Origin of the sequence: Pusillimonas sp. (assembly GCF_035515275.1) — a bacterium.
Lineage (GTDB): Bacteria > Pseudomonadota > Gammaproteobacteria > Burkholderiales > Burkholderiaceae_B > Pusillimonas.
On record NZ_DATJBQ010000097.1, the window covers coordinates 1 to 2997 of the forward strand.

Annotated in this window: 3 protein-coding genes; all 3 read right to left on the reverse strand. The window is 61.5% G+C overall.

The features are described 5' to 3' along the window. A partial coding sequence (locus VL003_RS07235) for a retention module-containing protein (RefSeq protein WP_325441037.1) occupies nucleotides 1-730 on the reverse strand: 730 nt, incomplete at its 3' end. A 257-nt stretch (nucleotides 731-987) separates the two neighbouring features. After that, on the reverse strand, nucleotides 988-1605 hold the full coding sequence (locus tag VL003_RS07240) for a response regulator transcription factor (RefSeq protein ID WP_325441039.1): 618 nt from the start codon (nucleotides 1603-1605) through the stop codon (nucleotides 988-990). A 21-nt stretch (nucleotides 1606-1626) separates the two neighbouring features. Then, on the reverse strand, nucleotides 1627-2913 hold the full coding sequence (locus VL003_RS07245; RefSeq protein WP_325441041.1) for an HlyD family type I secretion periplasmic adaptor subunit: 1287 nt from the start codon (nucleotides 2911-2913) through the stop codon (nucleotides 1627-1629). Between the last annotated feature and the right edge of the window lie 84 nt (nucleotides 2914-2997).

The window sequence follows — 2997 nt, forward strand, 5'->3', positions numbered from 1 at the left end:
AGCCGGTAATCGTGATCTGGCCGTTGGCCGTCGGAATGGTTACGGGCTGGCTGCCGCTGGCGGCAAGCTGGGTCGCGGAAAGCGTGACATCGCCGATGGTGATAAAGGCCAGGCCGCCCGGGGTGCTAAGCACAAACGAGCCGGAAGCGGGCGATTGTGCGTCTTCGGCCAGCGTGATGTTGCCGGCGCTGACACCGTTTGCATCGGGAATGCTAAGCGTCGGAAGCGCCGGTGCTTCGTCGCCGGTTCCACCCAAACCAAGACGTGTGTTGTCGGTGGCCGCCACCGTGGGCTTCGGATACGCCAGACCCAGCGGCGAAGTCGTTTCAATGACCGAAGCCAGGCGCGTAAAGCTGCTGCCGCCGTCACCACCCCCTGCGCCGCCCAGAACCGCTGCGGTGGGGTCCAGGTTCGCGAAGGGGTCGTCGCCCTGGTCAAGGGCGGCCAGCACTTGCAGGGCTTGCGGGTCGGCCGGAGGCGCTGCGGCAGCGGTGCTGACATCGACATCAGGCTCGGCTACCTCGGTGCCAAATTGAACATCGCGGCCGCTACCTACGGTGAAGGCAGGAAGACCTTCGGCCTGTACTTGTACGCTTGCGCCTTCTGCCGTGACGATATTGGCGCCAACAGGTATGCGCGCGCCCTGTTGCAGAGGCGTTAGCGTACCCTCTGCACTGCGAACCCATGCTTGACCAGTAACTTGCGTAATAAGTAGTGTGTTGGCAGCCATTTTTGGAATTGCTCCGAAAGGAAAATCAGGACCGTACGGCGTCGCTATCTAAGCAACAATCGGGCGCACGTGTGTAAACATTAATGAATGGTAACCAGCCGAACGGCTTAGGGATATTGGCGGCGGCGACAGGTTTCGGAGCGAACATTGCCGACGTTTGGCGGTAGCTGAATGGCGGAGTGCTGCGGGCTTTGTAACAACCTTGCACTGCCGACCAGGTCGCACCCTGGATGCAGCCAGGGGGTGAACAACAAGCTTTATTGCACGCCGTGCACTTTAAGGGCCAGGAACAGCCGGTCGCTGACACCCAGCTTTTCAAACACGGCCGAAAGGTGGGCACGCACCGTGCGCTCGCTAATGCTCAGGGCATCGGCAATGGCCTGATTGCTATGGCCGATCGCAGCCCGACGGGCCACTTCGATTTCGCGCGCAGTCAGCCCTTCGTGCCAGTCGGCCTGCTGCGGCAAAACGTTGTCGATCTGACGCAGCAGGCGCGCCAGCAGGGTGGGGCCCAGCCATACGTTGCCGTCGGCCACGGTTTTCAGGGCGGTGCCCAGTGCGGCGACCGGACTGTAGGCGTGCAGGTAACCGCGCGCGCCGGCGGCCAGCACCTGCCTGCCTTCTTCGTCGTTGGGGCGCATGCCCGCCACCACCACGTTCAGTTCTTTGAATTGCCGGGCCCAGGAAGCATCGTTCCAGGCGGGCAGACGCGGCAGTTCGGAATCCAGCAATACCAGCGAGCGACCTTGCTCGCGCCAACGATCAATATCGGCCAAAGATTCGCCGCGCGCCGGCAACCACGATGAATCCAGGGTGCGCCAATGGCGCCACAAAGCGTCATCTTTTGTAACAAGCAACACAGGAACTGCACGCATAGCCACTTCGACTCCCAATGGTTAGCGCTCGGTCAGCGCGTTGGATTTAGCTCGCAATACGGGTTTGAGCAGATACTGCATCACAGTGCGCTTGCCCGTCAGAATATGAACCTCGGCCACCATGCCCGGAATGATCGGGCGCTTGTCGTCGCCCACGTAGGCGCGGTCGGTACGCACTTTCACGACGTAATACGAGTTGCCTTTTTCGTCGGTAACGGTGTCGGCGCCAATGGTTTCCACCACGCCGTCCAGGCCGCCGTAAATGGAAAAGTCGTAGGCAGTGAATTTGACCTCGGCATGCTGGCCTGGGTACAAAAACCCGATATCGCGTGGGTTGACGCGCACCTCGAGCAGCAGTGTGTCATCGGTGGGCACAATATCCAGAATGTCTTTGCCCGGTTGCACCACGCCGCCCACGGTGTTGCTCATTAATGTCTTAATGGTTCCCTTGACGGGCGAACGCACTTCGGCCAGTCGCACTTTATCGACCAGGGCTGCCTGCCCTTCTTGCAGGGTCGAAAGCTTGCCCCGTGTTTCTGAAAGCTCGGCAGCTGCCTGGTTGCGCGGGGCCAGTTCCGCTTCGGAAACCCGGCTCTCCGCCTCTTCAATAGCCGCCAGAATTCGGTCTATCTGGGCTTCGGCGGCTTTTCGCTCGCCGCAAAACCGCGCGACGTCGCGCTGCAGGCGCAGCAAATCCACTTCAGAGACCGCGCCGCTTTGCAGCAGCGGGCGGGTCACCTGCAACTCGCGCGAGGTCAGGCTGCAGCTTGAGGCCGCCTGGTCGCGATTGGCCTCGGTTTCGCGCAGCTCTTGGCGCCGCTGGTTAAGCTGCTCGTTGGCCGAACGAATCGCGGCGTTGATTTCATTGGTGCGCGATTCATACACGCGACGCTCCATCTCGACCAGCTCGGCGTTTTCACGCAACAAGGCTTCGGGCGCCTCGAACGGCGTGCCCGAGGCGAGCGCCTCAAGCCTTAAGGCGCGGGCGGTAAGGCTCAGGCGTTCGGCACGGTTTTCGCCCAACGACGATGAAAATCGGGTGGGATCGATGCGCAGCAGCACTTCATTGGCCTCTACCGCCTGGCCGGGGCGCACCAGTATTTCTTCGACCACGCCGCCGTCAAGGCTTTGCACCACCTGAACCTGACGGGAAGGCACCACCTTGCCTTCGCCGCGAACGACCTCGTCGATATAGGCCAACGAAGCCCAGACCAGCAAAACGAAGACCGCCAATAGCGACAACCACAAAAGGACACGCGCGCCGCGCGCCTGCTGGTTATCAAGGGCCTCGTGCACATCCACGGCCAGATCCCGCGATAAGCCCCCGTCGCGCGCCTGCTTGTTCTCGCCGGGCCCTTTCGCCAGGCCCAGTATGTCATCAACTTTTCTTGT